Here is a 12667-nt window from a genome sequence, read left to right on the forward strand (position 1 = left end):
ATTCTTTATTGCTCTTTTGCGCTATTATTTTGATCCTCTGAAGGTTTGGTTAATACTGTGATTTGCTCATTAAGATCGAACATTTTTGCTTTTAGTTGAATTATTTCATTTTCAAGCTTCTTATTGGCTCTTTCTTTATTCTGTTGCTTTAACCAAAACACTCCAAGAACAAGTAGTGATATAATTAAATTAACTACACTTAAAACTTGAAAAAAGTTATAATATTCTAAAATAAAATTGTATACAGTATTGATATTGAAGCTCAAGTATAATATTGTTAGTTGAAAAACTAAAAATATAACTGTAATGCTGATTTTTAAAGCTTTCATTAGTTTGAGGATTAAAGTTTCTCCATTTAACGAAATTTGTGCTGTTTGTGATATTATAAGGATTGCATTTCAATTAGTTTTTTGTAGATGCCATCTTTTTGGATTAATTCCTCGTGTTTGCCCCTTTCTTTGATTTCCCCTCTGTCCATGACAAGAATTTCATCTACGTGCTGAATCGTGCTAAGTCTGTGGGCTATGACTATGGAAGTTCTGTTCTGCATAAGCTTGTTAAGAGCATCTTGAACAAGTTTTTCTGATTTTGAGTCAAGCGCTGAGGTTGCTTCGTCCAGTATTAGAATGTCAGGGTTTTTGAATACCGCTCGCGCAATGCTAATTCTTTGCCTTTGGCCACCTGAGAGCTTCGAGCCTCCTTCACCGACCATAGAGTCATAACCGTTTTCTGTTTCGCTTATGAACTCATGGGCATTTGCGATTTTTGCTGCTCTTTTAACATCTTCTGGATTAGGGTTTTCAACGCCAAACGCAATGTTGTTAAATATTGTGTCATTAAAAAGAATAGAATCTTGAGTTACGATTCCCATGTGTTTTCTTAATGATTCTAAAGTATAATCATTGATTGGTAATCCATCTATTGCTAATTCGCCTGATAGGGTGTCGTAAAAGCGAGGGACCAAGTCCGCTAGAGTGGATTTTCCACTGCCTGAAGCTCCAACTAATGCGACACTTTTTCCTTTTGGAATTTTTAAGTCAATATTTTTCAGAACGAGCTCTTCGTTGTAGCCAAATGATACTTTTTTGAATTCGATGCTTTCTTCAAAATTATTTAGAGAAACGGCATTTGATTTTTCTTTGATATCAGATTCAGTGTCTATGATTTCAAAAATTCTCTCACCCGCAGCCAAACCTCTTTGGATGTTGGTAAGTGATTTTGAAATGTTTTTTGCGGGAGTCAATACTTGGGAGAATAATGCTATAAATGATATGAATGTCGCTCCATCAAGAGGAGAATTGTTGTCAAGAATCAAGTTGCCACCATAAAGAACAATGCCTAAAATGATTGCAACACCCATGAATTCTGAAATTGGGCTAGCCAATTCTTTTCTGCGAGCCAATCCAACCATTAGGTCTCTTAGCCTAGTTGTTTCTTTGTTGAATTTATTGATGATATACTTATTGGCATTGAATGCTTTGATAACACGCATGCCAGTCAAGGTTTCATCCATGATGACCGTGATCCTGCCAGCTGTTTCTTGACTGTCTTTAGCTTGCTTCTTTAATCTTTTGGCAATGCTTGCAATCATACCGCCTGATAGAGGCAAAACAAGAATGGCCATTAGGGTTAAATTTGTTGAAATATAGAATAACCCAATAAAATAAGCTACAATCATAATGGGTTCTCTGAAGATAACAGTCATGGAACTGATGATTGATGAGCCTATTTCTCCCAAGTCATTATTCATCCTGGACATAAGGTCTCCTTTTTGCCCATTTTTTATGAAGCCAATGTGCAATGAGTTGATTTTATTAAAGATAGTTGCCCTAAGATTTAAATATAAATTAGCAGCAAGGGTTTGAAGTATTACATCTGATAAATATCGGAATAGGGAAGCCATGAGCACTGCGATAAAAACGACAGCGCAGACAAAAATCAATGCGGAAAACTTGCCATAGGTATCGATATAGTGATGCAAATAAAAGTTGAAAAGGTCTTCAAAATAGCGTGTTCCAATTTCGAATTCAGGTTTTTCTTTTACTATATTATTATTTTGAACAGTGTTGAAAAGTATATTCAAAACCGGAATCAATAATACGAGTCTGAAAACGCTGAAGAAAGAGTAAAATATTGAATATATAAAGTACTTTGGTGCGAAGTTTCTAAGTGGTCGCGCAAATGAGAGTATTCTCAAGTATGTGTTCATCGAAATGTTTAGTTTTTATATAAGTCGTTCACTTAAGTTCGAAACAGCAAGTTAGTAAAAAAATGATTTATGAATTGCCCTAGAGATGAAAAAAGCCAAATCGAATTGATTTGGCTTTTGAATTATGTTATGCATTTTGCTCTGTTTCTTCCAGTTTTTTTGTACCGTATTCTTTTTCAAAATCTTTCCAGTAAACTGACACAGTGTCTTTCATGTCTTTTCTAAGCAACAGTATACCAATTAGATTGGGCAAGGTCATGAAGGCAATAGCAATGCCTGCGAATGTCCAGATAATAGTTGTGTCTGCGAATGAAGCGATGAAAAAGCCAGCGACATAAAGAATATTGAAATAAATAATGGATTTTGAACCAAAGAGGAATGTCATTGCTCGGCTCCCATAATAAGACCAAGAAATCGCAGTCGAAAAAGCGAAAAGTAAAAGGCCTATAGAAACAATGAATTTGCCGGATTCGCCAAAGAATCCTTTGGTGAAGGCTTTAGCTGTTAAAGGTGAGCTATGCAGTAATGATTTTCCGCTTACTGAAAGCTGTTCTATCTTGTCGGATATTTTTCCGTCTTTTACATTTAAGATTCCTGTAAACGGAGATTCATTGATCTGAATTTTAATTTCTTCGGCCAGCGATCTTGCATGTAAGGCTGAAATGTTCTTATTGGTGATTTTACCGTTGTTGACTTGTAAAATACCTGAGAACAAAGGCATTTCTTTTTCTCCCGAAAGCATTTGAAAGAGATTTTCTCTGTCTTGTTCTTTTTCATCTGAATAATTTACGGAGAGAAAATTAAGGTCGGACGTTTGAAATTGATTTTCGAATTTTTCATTCCAAACACCTGATGATAGCAAAGTCAAACCTGTAATCGTACATATGATTATCGTATCGATAAATGGCTCTAAGATCGCAACGATACCCTCAGATACAGGTTCGTGAGCTTTTGCGGATGCGTGGGCTATTGGAGCGGAACCTTGACCCGCTTCATTTGAGAATAAACCTCTGTTTACTCCTCTGTTGAAAGCAAAAGAAATTGTCGCTCCTAAGAATCCTCCTGCAGCGGCAGAGCCTGTGAATACATCTGCGAATATGGATATAAAAGACGGCACTATGTTTTCAGCATTGTAAAAAATAACAGAAAGAGCTCCTATCAGGTAAATGAAAGCCATCGCAGGAACAAGTTTTTCGGTTACTTTTGCGATTCTTTTGATTCCGCCGATGATAACCAACCCTAATAATATAGCTAGGAAGCCTCCGGTTAATTTAGGGTCGATATTGAATGTGGCATTGATGGAGGATGCGATACTATTGCTTTGAGGAAGGCTTCCTGTTCCAAAAGCGGAAATGATCGTGAAAATTGAAAACAAAATAGCGAGCCATTTCATGTTCAATTTATTTTTCATGTAATACATTGGTCCTCCAGACATGGAGCCGTCTTCAGCTTTTTCACGATATTTATGAGATAAAGTAACTTCGACAAATTTAGTCGTCATACCCAAAAAGGCAGTGACGATCATCCAAAAGATAGCTGCTGGACCTCCAAGGTGTATCGCATAGGCTACACCCGCGATATTTCCAGTGCCGACTGTCCCGGACAGAGCGGTAGCCAAAGCCTGAAAATGAGAAGTGTCGCCTTCGTCGTCTTTTTTGTCATATTTGCCTCGTAGTATATTTAGGGCATGCCTAAAATAACGAAGTTGGGGGAATTTAAGGTAAATTGTGAAGAAAAGACCAGTGCCTAACAGCAAGTAAACAAACCAGTCTGAGCCGCCAATATACCCGTCTAGAGTTGAAAGAAGTTGATTGAGGTTTTGCATTATCGTGAAATTATTTAGCAATTGAGCTTTTAAATTAAACAAAAAAAGGGTTAGGCACAATGCGAGGCTGTTAATTTTTATTAAATGATTGGTAAAATAGGTCAAGTTATATGCTTGACAAGTGTTGGCAAGGAAGTTTTTTTCTTTGTATGAAAGAAGCTTGGCAAGAGTGTAAAAAAGATGGAAATATCATGATAATTTCCCTTAAATTTTTAGCTTTGTCAAGCAAGAATTAAACACATAGAGATAATGGAAACAACAGAGTTAAAGAAAATCGCCTTGAATGACGTTCATGAGAGCTTGGGCGCGAAAATGGTTCCTTTTGCTGGGTACAATATGCCTGTTAGATATACGTCTGATTTGGAGGAGCACCTTAAAGTAAGAGAAAGCGTTGGAGTGTTTGATGTTTCTCATATGGGTGAGTTTTTCCTAAGAGGCCCTAAAGCTTTGGATTTGATTCAAAGAGTTACATCTAATGATGCTTCTAAGCTTTTCGACGGGAAAGCGCAATACTCTTGCTTGCCTAACGAAGATGGAGGAATTGTTGACGATCTACTTGTGTACAGAATCAGTGAAGAAGAGTACATGCTAGTAGTTAACGCTTCAAATATAGAGAAAGATTGGAATTGGATTTCTGAACGCAATACTGAAGGCGTTGAAATGGTGAACTTGTCTGATGAGTATTCATTGTTTGCTGTTCAAGGGCCTAAGGCTCATGAGGCTATGCAGTCGTTGACTGAAGTGAACCTTAAAGAAATGGTTTACTATACATTCGAAATTGCTAAATTCGCTGGACAAGACGACGTGATCATTTCGGCTACAGGTTATACTGGCGCAGGCGGATTTGAGTTGTATGTAAAGAATGAAGCAGCCGTTGAGGTTTTCAATAGTATTTTGGAAGCTGGTAAGGATTGGGGAATTCAGCCAATTGGATTAGGGGCTAGAGATACTTTGAGATTGGAAAAAGGATTCTGTTTGTATGGAAACGATATAGACGATACTACTTCTCCGCTTGAAGCAGGTTTAGGATGGGTGACTAAATTCACAAAAGAATTTACAAATTCTGAAAACCTTAAGAAGCAAAAAGAAGAAGGTGTAAAAAGAAGATTGGTAGGCTTTGTATTGGAAGAAAAAGGTATTCCTAGACATGGTTATGATATCGTTGATGCTGAAGGACAGATCATAGGGAAGGTAACTTCTGGTTCTTTGTCTCCTTGCATGAACAGCATTGGTATCGGTTTGGGATATGTAACTAAGGAAAACAGCAAAGCTGAATCTGAGATCTTTATTCAAGTAAGAAAGAAGCAATTGAAAGCAAAAGTTGTGAAGCTTCCTATTTACAATGGATAATCATTAAAGAGAATATACTTTTCGAAGCCTCCATAATGGAGGCTTTTTTTATTATTTATTTTTTGGTAAAACATCTTAAGTGTTGAGAAGATTTATTTAGTATAATTATTTTCATTTGAATAAATAATTGTTCATTGACTCAAGGCCGATATAAAACTTCGCAAAAAACTAAGAAATCCGCTAAATCCAAGCAGGTTGGCGCCTTTCCTCTTGAGTCTAAAATGCCTTTGGAGTCTGGTGAAAGACTTGCTCCAAAAACGAGATTGTTGCGGAGAAGACAATGGAACTTAGGAAGTCCTGAAAGAATGAAGATGTATCAGGAGGCTAAAAGCTCATCATCTGAAGAGCAGCCTAGCTTTGAGGATGTGAGATTCACTTTGATTGAAGGAGATTACGAAGATGCATTGACTTTGTTTGGATTCAATTGGTTCAAGTTGAAAGAGCATTTGGCTTATGAGCAATTCGCCGCAACGCCTGAAGAATATGCAGAACGGGTTGATACAATGAGAGGCTTTCTGGCTTTTAGAGAAGTGGTGGTGGATTCGCTTTTGGTTGAAACTCTTGAGTGGTTGGCGCGAAGCGCGTTTGGAGCTGCAGGAGAAGTGCATATTGAAAAAATCATGAGAGGAGAGGAGAAGACGGGCTATCAACTTGATTACAATGGACAGAAAGTAATTGCGTCCGCACCTGGAAGTCAAGCTTTGACTTCGGATTATGATATTACTTTTATAGTGCCAAATTTCGAAGAATGTGAAATCGATGCGGTGCATTATTTCAATGATCGTTTTAGAAAAAAATGGAAAGGAAAGGCTTCAGGAGTAGTGTTTGATACCAATGTATATACTAGCGGGTTTATGTCTGATTTCGCTCAGACAAAGCATAAAAGCCAATTTGCCCATCACATTCAAATGTATGATCAGTTCAGAATGAAAAAACATATTCTTCAGATGGCTTTATCTTTTTTACCGATAAGACAATATTTTAGTGAGAGAGAAGATGAAGGAATTGGTAGAGGTTGGAAAGTTTTTAAAGGCGCTACAAAAGTTAATTTGAAAGCTTACATGGATGGTCATTTAAATGAAGGTGAGGAGTTTATGGTTTTCAAAGTGGTGGATAGGGAATTGGATGAAATATTCAATATGACCCAAGTTCTGCATGCGGAAACTATGGGGAAATTAGCAGCTCAAAAAAAACAGATAGAAAGAAGATATCCCGAGAAAAGTTTTAAGTTGATTTCTAAGATACAATTGAATTCACTTGCTGGAGATGAATTGTATGAACATGAATTGGTAAGGGTGAGGGAATTGATCGTAGAGAGAAGAAAGCTGTTGAAAGACTTGGAGCGAATGAGATTGAAAATGTTTCGTTCAAGAAAGATTGAGTCGCTTCTGGATAAGCTGCAATCTAATTTGATGGAATTTGAATTGTGTCAAGGAAGGGCATTGGTGTATGCAAATGAGGCTTATTACAATGCAGGCGCAGCTACTCATGTTGTGAAAGGAATGCAATCTGGTGGCGAAGTAGAGTTAGGCCGACAAAAACAAATGCAATCGTTATTGATGAATATTGGTTATAAGCTGCAGCACTTTGAGCATCACTTGGAGGAAGGAGGATTTGGAAGGGCTTTAGTTAATACCGCGAAGTATGGACAACGAGTTAGAGATGTTGTGATGAGGGGAAGTGAAGGGTTTAAAACTCCGTTTAAGAAGGTTGAAGGCACGGATGAATTCTTCGACCCTAAGCTATACGAAGCATTAGATGAGGATCTTGAACTTTTGGATATTGAGGAAAGGTTAATTAAATCATATAAAAAGAGCAAGACCTTAGTTTCTCCAAGCGCGAAGGAAGCCGCCGCTGCAAAAGATTTTCATTTTGAAGGCTCTGTTGGTTTGACTCATAAAGGTGTCGAAAGACATTATATGCACATGGCTCAAAATGTTCTGGGTCCTTATTATTTGGATAAATTTAGCAGGAAAGGGTTGAGGCTTTGGGGAGAAGTCAAATAGTGTTTTTTTCGCCAAAGTTTATCATTGTTTAAGAATAGGAAATGATTATGTTCGATTTCAAGGTTGTCATGAGGCGGGATTTCTAAAAATAGCGTAGGAATGGATTGCAATGAAATGTCGCTGGAACTTTTTAGTTTGCTGCGTAAAATAGTTTCTAGTTGCAATGGACTCATGACTTTTATTATTAACAACAAGTTTTGGTAAAGTCTGTTGCAAAAAAAACTCTTAAGAAAACTTATCCTTAAGAGCTTTGGGGTTGACTTAGTTAAAAGTCTTTATTATTTAATATTAGCCTTGATGTTCAACACTTGAGTTGGTGATGAAGGATCGTTTGAATATACAGTGATCGTTTTGTATTGATTCCCTGATCTTCCAGTTGGATCAAAAGTTACTTTGATAGTTCCTGTTTGTCCAGGCTTGATTGTCGTTTTGCTAAGCTTAGATACAGTGCAACCGCAGTTTGTTTTCGTTTTACGAATTGTCAGGTTGCTTTTGCCCGTATTTGTGAATGTGAATTCATGAGTTTTTTTCTCACTAGCGTTGATAGTTCCAAAATCATATGTTTTCTTTTCGAAAGTCAGCTTTGGTGCATTTGCTTTTTCTTCTTCCGTTAGTTTTGGAAAATACTCTTCGATCGTTGAGACTACTCTGAACTTCTTTTCAGGATCAGTGCCGTCATTAGTTCCTAAGATAATATTGTCAGTAACAAAGCCATAATCATCCTTAGATTTAGCATCATAAGTTAAGGTGATAGTTGCTTTTTGTTTAGGTTCGATTGTTGAAGGCTCGACTTTTACTTTGATAAATGAAGGAATCGTGTTTTTACCTGTAAAAGTAAGTGCTTTGCTGCCTCCGTTAGCTACGATGAATTTTTTTTCAACAGGCTTTTCCGTGTTAATTCGTCCCATATTGAACGTTTTGTATTTTACACGAAGGCTTCCCATTTCCGCAGGAAATTCATCTTCAAGTGTTTTAGGCTTAGCTTCCACATTTCCTTTGATATAAACTCTTGTTGTTGCTGGATCTGCGTTTGAAGTAATCGTAAGCGACTTGTGAAATTGTCCAGGTCTGTTTTTAGGGTTGTATTTGGCTAATATAAATCCTTGTTTCCCCGGCAGGATAGGCTCTTTACTCCAGGCTGGTGTTGTACAGCCGCATGAAGCTCTTACAGATTCAATTTTCAACGGGATGTTGCCAGTGTTTGTGAATACAAATTTGTGCTCAACAGGACCATCTCCTTCTTTGATTTTACCGAAATCGTAAGTCGTTTCTTCGAAATTGATTTTGGCTCCTTGTTGCGCGAATGCTTGAAATTGAAACATGATAAGCGCCAACGCTGCCAAGTAACGATTTATTCTCATATCTTGAATATATTTAAATTGTAGTTTTAAATTTAAAAATTTAATGGAATATAAAAAAAAATAACATTCTTTGTGCCTTAATTTTACCTTGAATGTTATTTTTGACGATCAAAAATTAGGTGATTAAGGTTAAAATTCGTTAAAAAACGATATATTAAAAATATTTAAAGATTTAATACCATTATGGCTAGAGTCTTAACAGGAATTCAAAGTTCGGGTCGTCCTCATTTGGGGAATTTGCTAGGAGCGATTTTGCCGGCGATAGAACTTTCCGAGAAAGAAGGCAATGATTGTTTGTTTTTTATTGCCGATCTGCATTCTTTGACAACTATCAAAGACGGTGATGTAAGAAAAGAAAATGTCGACGCAGTGGCGGCAGCTTGGCTTGCCTTCGGTTTTGATACGGAGAATAATATTTTCTACAGACAATCAAAAATTCCTGAAATATGCGAATTGGCTTGGTATCTAAATTGTTTCACGCCATACCCTATGCTGGCAAATGCTCATTCTTTCAAGGATAAATCTGATAGGCTGTCTGATGTTAATGCGGGACTTTTTACATATCCAGTCTTAATGACAGCTGATATTATCATGTTTGATGCTGAGGAGATCCCTGTTGGACGAGATCAAATGCAGCATGTGGAGATGGCTCGAGATATTGCTGGTTCAATTAACAACAAGTTTGAGCAAGAGGTGTTCGTTTTGCCATCAAGCAAGATTCAGGAAGATGTAAAAATCATTCCGGGAACAGATGGCTCAAAAATGAGTAAGTCATATGGTAATATTATAGATATATTCTTGCCCAAGAAGCAACTGAAAAAGCAGGTGATGTCAATTGTCACTGATTCCACGCCATTAGAGGAGCCTAAAGATCCAGAAACGTGCAATGTTTTTTCTTTATATAAACTTTTGGCGAATGCCGAGCAGGTGGAAGAAATGAGAAAGAACTATGTTGCTGGAGGCTTTGGTTATGGTCATGCGAAGACGGCTTTGTTGGAATTAATACTTGAGAAATATAAAGAGCCTAGGGAGAAGTTTGACTTCTATATGGAGAATAGAGAAGAACTTTACAAAAAGTTGGAAGTTGGAGAGGAAAAAGCAAGAAAAATTGCTTCAACGACAATCAGTAGAGTGAGAAAAGTTTTAGGCTTTTAGAAACTACGTATTTTAATAAATTTTGATGAGCTTTGAGATGAATTCATTAGATTTCATTTCAAAGCTCTTTTTTTATGATTCAATATTTTAAGATTGATACGGATGCAATTCAAAAAATGAGTGTGCAACCGGTTGCGCCACGTCAAAGAGCGTATTATGAGTTGATGTGGGTGCAAAAAGGGAATGCGAACTTTATCATAGACACGGACAAGTTTTCGGTTGCTTCGAATGCATTTTTCGCTATTTCAAAAGATCGGTTTCATCAATTTTTGCCAGATGCTCATGTTGAAGGCCAAGTGATTCGTTTTACAGAAGAAATGATAGATGAGTTTCCCAAGTGCTTATTCAGCAAGTTCAATAACTTGGCGGAAATTAAAGTGGGAGGCAATGACAATGAGGCTTTTGAGATGTTATTTAGCCTCTTTTCTGCTGAAGTGGCAAAGAAGAAAGGTAATATGAAAGTGATATTGCTTTATCTTAAGGCGATTTTATACAAATTGGAAGGCTTGAAATCTGTTGAAAAAGATTCATCGCTATTTATGGACCAATTTGATAGGTTTCAGATGCTGATTGATCAACATTTGCATACAAATCATGATGTAGCTTTTTATGCAGATGCTTTGAATGTAAGTATGAAAAAGCTGACCCAGATTACAAAAAGTGTCATAGCTGAAACCCCTTCATCAGTGATTTCCAAAAGATTGATAATAGAAGCCAAGAAGTTGTTGGCATATTCGGATGAATCAATTTCATCAATAGCTTATGATCTTGGATTTGATGATAACTCTTATTTTTCAAAATTTTTTAAGAAAAAAACGAAAATGCTGCCTAAGGAATTTAGAAAGAGTTTAAGTTGATTTTTGGTTTGGCTAGAAATTACCATTTTTTGAATTCAGCTTACCATTTATTCTATTTTAAGTTGTCGAACTTTAACTTATGAAATTGATTTTTGGAGTTTTAGTCAAATGCATAAGTGTGTTAGCGATTATGTTGGCCACTCAAAAGGTTTATGGAGTTAAAGGTGAAGAGATAATGGGAAAGGAAAAGTTGATTTATGTAATGGATCCGCAATGCGGCTGGTGTTATGGTAATGCTGAAAATATAAAGGAGCTTGAGAGCAGACTTGATGGAAAGTATGAGTTGCAATTAATGCTTGGCGGGATGTGGTTGGGAAATAACGCGCCTCGAGGAGGAGAAGGCTTGAATCAATTTATTAAGCAACATTCTCCACGAATGGAATCGGTTACTGGGGCTTATGTCTCTGAAAAGTTTTATGAGCTTACATCTGATTCAAGTTATGTGTTTAGTAGTTTAGAGCCTTCAGCGGCGATATTGGCTGTGATGAAAATCGCTCCTGAGAAGACGTTAGAATTTACAGGAAAGGTTCAGAAAGCGATGTTTGCTGATGGCTTAAGGCTAGATCAAGAAGTTGTGTATTTGAATATTTTGCAGGAGCTTTCTATTGATGAAGGAGAATTTCGTGAACTCTGGTTGTCCGAAGGTAATATTGAAAACCTGAATGAGATGTTCCAGCATAGTGGAAGCATGGTTTCGGGCTTTCCAACTTTGATAAAATATTCAAATGGAGTTTATACGGATGTGGCTTCCGGTTATTTTGATTTGAAAAAAATAGTTAGAATTTTAGGTTTGTAAAATTTGATATTTTTCAGATTTATTGGTTGAATGCATTTGAGTTTTAAAGGTGTTGCTTGGCTAAGAAATATGTAAAAAATTACTTGATAAAGTAAGTGAAATAAAGGCGTAAGTTTGTTGACTTGACATTTGTCATGTTTTTTTGCCATAATGGCTTCTGTTATATAGGAATTGTTGGATAAGTTTATATATTTGCTAGCATATTAATCCGATTAATTAAAGACCCAAAATAAAATATAATGAAAGGTAATATAACATTTACAATACTTAAGCCTGATGCTGTTAAGAATCAAAACATTGGTAATATTTTAGCTGATATCAATGCTGGAGGTTTTCGTATTGTTGGGATGAAATACACAAGATTAAGAAGAGAAGAAGCGGAAGCATTCTACGGGATTCATAGAGAAAGACCATTCTTCAAAGATTTGGTAGACTTTATGACTTCAGGACCGATCGTTGTTGCTGTATTGGAAAAAGAAAATGCAGTGGAGGAGTTCAGAACTTTGATTGGAAACACCGATCCGCAAAAAGCTGACGAGGGAACTATCAGAGCAAAATACGCTAAGTCGATTGACGCTAATGCAGTTCACGGATCTGATAGCGATGAGAATGCAAGATTGGAAAGTTCATTCTTCTTCGCTCAAAGCGAATTGTTCACAGAGGAAGGTGGCGTGCAGATTTCTTACCCTCAGCAAGTAGAAGCGATATAAACAAACCACAATAGCTATAATAATAGAAAAGCCGACGATTTGTCGGCTTTTTTAGTATTGTATAAAAAAAGGCTTGATCTTATAATCAGCCTATTTACTTAAAACTTTTTCTTCTTGTTTGCCAGTACTCTAATTGGCTCAAGCGTTTTTCCATCATCTTTATGATCTTCCTTCCAACGCAACATTGCAACTCCAGCGATCATTCCTAGTATTCCTAATGCAATCAAATTCATACGCTTTAAATTTTGTGATTTTGATAATCTGAACGTAAGAATTTGTTAAAGGTTTAAGTTTTTTGGTTATTTTTAACGAATTGATAACTTTATTACATAAACATCTTGTCAAAAGATTAATTAAACTTTTTCGATTCACTCTAATTTTTCTTATAAAGCTTAAAT

The 12667-nt window shown here is 36.5% G+C and carries 11 protein-coding genes; 6 read left to right on the forward strand and 5 right to left on the reverse strand.

Annotated features, from left to right (window positions below):
• Window positions 1-5: 5 nt before the first annotated feature.
• From AABK36_RS08970 to AABK36_RS08980, 3 genes are all read right to left on the reverse strand, one after another.
• Complete coding sequence (locus AABK36_RS08970) at window positions 6-329, reverse strand: hypothetical protein (RefSeq protein WP_309939579.1); 324 nt, start codon at window positions 327-329, stop codon at window positions 6-8.
• Window positions 330-382: 53 nt separating this feature from the next.
• On the reverse strand, window positions 383-2209 hold the full coding sequence (locus tag AABK36_RS08975; protein WP_309939580.1) for an ABC transporter ATP-binding protein: 1827 nt from the start codon (window positions 2207-2209) through the stop codon (window positions 383-385).
• 127 nt (window positions 2210-2336) lie between these two features.
• Window positions 2337-4034 (reverse strand): alanine/glycine:cation symporter family protein, encoded by a 1698-nt coding sequence (locus tag AABK36_RS08980; RefSeq protein WP_309939581.1) that lies wholly within the window; start codon window positions 4032-4034, stop codon window positions 2337-2339.
• 249 nt (window positions 4035-4283) lie between these two features.
• Here AABK36_RS08980 and gcvT point away from each other — a divergent pair, with 249 nt between their 5' ends.
• On the forward strand, window positions 4284-5384 hold the full coding sequence (gcvT, locus tag AABK36_RS08985) for a glycine cleavage system aminomethyltransferase GcvT (RefSeq protein WP_309939584.1): 1101 nt from the start codon (window positions 4284-4286) through the stop codon (window positions 5382-5384).
• Between the two features lie 134 nt (window positions 5385-5518).
• A complete protein-coding gene (locus AABK36_RS08990) occupies window positions 5519-7390 on the forward strand; it encodes a hypothetical protein (protein ID WP_309939585.1) in 1872 nt (623 codons plus the stop codon).
• A gap of 278 nt (window positions 7391-7668) precedes the next feature.
• Here AABK36_RS08990 and AABK36_RS08995 read toward each other — a convergent pair whose 3' ends face one another.
• Entirely contained in the window at window positions 7669-8751 is a 1083-nt protein-coding gene (locus tag AABK36_RS08995; RefSeq protein WP_309939588.1) for a DUF1573 domain-containing protein, read from the reverse strand.
• Window positions 8752-8934: 183 nt separating this feature from the next.
• On the opposite strand from AABK36_RS08995, the gene trpS reads away from it, so the two are divergent.
• The 4 genes from trpS to ndk all read left to right on the forward strand — a co-directional run bounded on the left by trpS (window position 8935) and on the right by ndk (window position 12269).
• A complete protein-coding gene (gene trpS / locus AABK36_RS09000; protein ID WP_309939590.1) occupies window positions 8935-9906 on the forward strand; it encodes a tryptophan--tRNA ligase in 972 nt (323 codons plus the stop codon).
• A 74-nt stretch (window positions 9907-9980) separates the two neighbouring features.
• The gene (locus AABK36_RS09005) at window positions 9981-10763 is read left to right on the forward strand and encodes a helix-turn-helix domain-containing protein (protein ID WP_309939594.1); all 783 of its coding nucleotides are present in this window, start codon (window positions 9981-9983) and stop codon (window positions 10761-10763) included.
• Between the two features lie 79 nt (window positions 10764-10842).
• Window positions 10843-11559 carry a DsbA family protein gene (locus AABK36_RS09010; RefSeq protein WP_309939596.1) on the forward strand — a complete coding sequence of 239 codons (717 nt, stop codon included), beginning with the start codon at window positions 10843-10845 and terminating at the stop codon, window positions 11557-11559.
• Between the two features lie 239 nt (window positions 11560-11798).
• Window positions 11799-12269 (forward strand): nucleoside-diphosphate kinase, encoded by a 471-nt coding sequence (gene ndk, locus AABK36_RS09015; protein WP_309939597.1) that lies wholly within the window; start codon window positions 11799-11801, stop codon window positions 12267-12269.
• A 98-nt stretch (window positions 12270-12367) separates the two neighbouring features.
• Here ndk and AABK36_RS09020 read toward each other — a convergent pair whose 3' ends face one another.
• On the reverse strand, window positions 12368-12502 hold the full coding sequence (locus tag AABK36_RS09020; RefSeq protein WP_309939600.1) for a hypothetical protein: 135 nt from the start codon (window positions 12500-12502) through the stop codon (window positions 12368-12370).
• Between the last annotated feature and the right edge of the window lie 165 nt (window positions 12503-12667).

This window comes from Aureibacter tunicatorum, assembly GCF_036492635.1.
GTDB lineage: Bacteria > Bacteroidota > Bacteroidia > Cytophagales > Cyclobacteriaceae > Aureibacter > Aureibacter tunicatorum.

Excerpts from the sequence above, each read along its gene's own strand:
- AABK36_RS08970 (WP_309939579.1), bottom strand. The coding sequence starts at position 329 with ATGAAAGCTTTAAAAATCAGCATTACAGTTATATTTTTAGTTTTTCAA.
- AABK36_RS08975 (WP_309939580.1), bottom strand. The coding sequence starts at position 2,209 with ATGAACACATACTTGAGAATACTCTCATTTGCGCGACCACTTAGAAAC.
- AABK36_RS08980 (WP_309939581.1), bottom strand. The coding sequence starts at position 4,034 with ATGCAAAACCTCAATCAACTTCTTTCAACTCTAGACGGGTATATTGGC.
- gcvT (WP_309939584.1), top strand. The coding sequence starts at position 4,284 with ATGGAAACAACAGAGTTAAAGAAAATCGCCTTGAATGACGTTCATGAG.
- AABK36_RS08995 (WP_309939588.1), bottom strand. The coding sequence starts at position 8,751 with ATGAGAATAAATCGTTACTTGGCAGCGTTGGCGCTTATCATGTTTCAA.
- trpS (WP_309939590.1), top strand. The coding sequence starts at position 8,935 with ATGGCTAGAGTCTTAACAGGAATTCAAAGTTCGGGTCGTCCTCATTTG.
- AABK36_RS09005 (WP_309939594.1), top strand. The coding sequence starts at position 9,981 with ATGATTCAATATTTTAAGATTGATACGGATGCAATTCAAAAAATGAGT.
- AABK36_RS09010 (WP_309939596.1), top strand. The coding sequence starts at position 10,843 with ATGAAATTGATTTTTGGAGTTTTAGTCAAATGCATAAGTGTGTTAGCG.
- ndk (WP_309939597.1), top strand. The coding sequence starts at position 11,799 with ATGAAAGGTAATATAACATTTACAATACTTAAGCCTGATGCTGTTAAG.
- AABK36_RS09020 (WP_309939600.1), bottom strand. The coding sequence starts at position 12,502 with ATGAATTTGATTGCATTAGGAATACTAGGAATGATCGCTGGAGTTGCA.